Source organism: Rahnella perminowiae (genome assembly GCF_019049755.1).
Lineage (GTDB): Bacteria > Pseudomonadota > Gammaproteobacteria > Enterobacterales > Enterobacteriaceae > Rahnella > Rahnella perminowiae.
The window spans coordinates 1-2,510 of sequence record NZ_JAFMOS010000245.1; the positions used below are offsets into that span (position 1 = coordinate 1).

At 51.7% G+C, this 2,510-nt stretch carries 1 protein-coding gene; it reads right to left on the reverse strand.

Annotated features, from left to right (window positions below):
- Positions 1-3: 3 nt before the first annotated feature.
- Positions 4-2,286: a class 1a ribonucleoside-diphosphate reductase subunit alpha gene (gene nrdA / locus J1785_RS01775; protein WP_129991776.1), complete on the reverse strand. Its 2,283-nt coding sequence runs from the start codon at positions 2,284-2,286 to the stop codon at positions 4-6.
- Positions 2,287-2,510 lie beyond the last annotated feature (224 nt).

The following is a 2,510-nucleotide window of genomic DNA, read 5'->3' on the forward strand; positions in this document are numbered from 1 at the left end:
AGATTAGATTTTGCAGGCGCCGCTTTCACAGTCATCAGCCACCTCGGCTTTCATGTCTTCCTGTACATCATCGGCACCGTCACGGGTGTTCTGATAGTACAGAGTTTTCACGCCAAATTTGTAGGCGGTCAGCAAGTCTTTCAACAACTGTTTCATCGGCACTTTGCTGTTCGGGAAGCGCGACGGATCGTAGTTGGTGTTTGAAGAAATCGCCTGGTCGATGAATTTCTGCATCACGCCCACCAGTTGCAGATAACCGTCGTTGTTCGGCATATCCCACAGCAGCTCATACTGATCTTTGAGACGCTCATACTCAGGCACAACCTGACGCAGGATGCCGTCTTTCGAGGCTTTAATACTGATATGGCCGCGCGGTGGCTCGATGCCGTTGGTGGCGTTGGAGATCTGCGAAGAGGTCTCAGACGGCATCAGCGCAGACAGCGTCGAGTTACGCAGGCCGTGCGTTTTAATGCTTTCGCGCAGTGTATCCCAGTCCAGATGCAGCGGCTCATCGCAAATGGCATCCAGATCCTTCTTGTAGGTATCCACAGGCATGATGCCTTGCGAATAAGTGGTTTCATTGAACCACTGGCATGCGCCTTGTTCTTTCGCCAGCTCGTTGGAAGCTTTCAGCAGGTAATACTGGATGGCTTCAAAGGTTTTGTGGGTCAGGTTATTAGCGCTGCCATCGGAATAACGTACGCCATTTTTTGCCAGATAATACGCGTAGTTAATCACGCCGATACCCAGGGTACGACGGCCCATCGCACCGCGTTTTGCGGCTTTAATCGGGTAATCCTGATAATCGAGCAGGGCATCCAGCGCACGAACCGCCAGTACCGCCAGTTCTTCCAGATCGTCGAGGCTGTCGATAGCGCCGAGGTTAAAGGCAGAGAGCGTACACAGTGCGATTTCGCCGTTTTCGTCGTTCACGTCATCCAGCGGTTTGGTTGGCAGCGCGATTTCCAGACAGAGGTTGGACTGGCGAACAGGCGCGATAGCTGGATCAAACGGGCTGTGGGTGTTGCAGTGGTCAACATGCTGAATGTAGATACGGCCGGTTGATGCCCGTTCCTGCATCATCAGGGAGAACAGTTCAACTGCTTTCACTTTCTGTTTACGGATGCTGGCGTCCTGCTCGTATTTCTCATACAGGCGTTCGAACTCGTCCTGATCGGCAAAGAATGCATCGTACAGGCCCGGCACGTCAGACGGGCTGAACAGGGTAATGTCGCCACCTTTCACCAGACGCTGATACATCAGTTTGTTGATCTGCACACCGTAGTCCATATGACGGACGCGGTTGCCTTCAACACCACGGTTGTTTTTCAGTACCAGCAGGCTTTCCACTTCCAGATGCCACATCGGGTAGAACAAGGTGGCTGCACCGCCGCGAACGCCACCCTGAGAACAGGATTTCACCGCAGTCTGGAAATGTTTGTAGAAAGGGATACAACCGGTGTGGAAGGCTTCCCCGCCACGGATCGGGCTGCCCAGTGCACGGATACGACCGGCGTTGATGCCGATACCGGCGCGTTGTGAAACGTATTTCACGATGGCGCTGGAGGTGGCGTTAATGGAATCGAGACTGTCGCCACATTCGATCAGAACGCATGAGCTGAACTGACGGGTCGGGGTACGCACGCCGGACATAATGGGCGTAGGCAGAGAAATCTTGAAAGTTGAAATCGCGTCGTAGAAACGTTTGATGTAATCCAGACGGGTTTCGCGCGGATAGCCGGAGAACAGGCAGGCCGCGACCAGAATGTAGAGGAACTGTGCGCTTTCGTAGATATCGCCGGTCACACGGTTCTGCGCCAGATATTTCCCTTCCAGCTGCTTAACCGCCGCGTAAGAGAAATTCATGTCGCGCCAGTGGTCAATAAAACTGTCCATCTGCTCGAACTCTTCAGCCGTGTAGTCTTCCAGCAGATGTTTGTCGTATTTACCCATTTCAACCATGCGGGTCACCTGGTCGATCAGTTTTGGAGGTTCAAACTGGCCGTAGGCTTTTTTACGCAGATGGAAGATGGCCAGTCGCGCCGCCAGATATTGATAATCCGGTGCATCCTTAGAAATCAGATCAGCAGCGGCTTTGATGATGGTTTCATGAATATCGGCGGTTTTAATCCCGTCATAGAACTGGATGTGTGAACGGAGCTCTACTTGAGAAACTGATACGTTTTGAAGACCTTCCGCTGCCCAGTCAATGACACGGTGGATTTTATCAAGGTTAATGCGTTCTGTGCGGCCATCACGTTTAGTAACAAGCAGACTTTGGTTCATGGGGTGCGATACCTTAAAGGTTTATAAAAGGTCTGACCCGACCGCGTTAAACACGCGCGGCAGCACAAGAGGTCCCTAGTGTGCTGGTCAGGATATAAACACAATATATTGTGGGTTTGTTATTTTCTGATGACAAGATAGTGACTGAATGTCCCTTTTGCAAGTGAACAAAATCGGCAGATTTGTGGATAAGTTGGGGAGAAATTTTACGCTCCCGTCTGAGG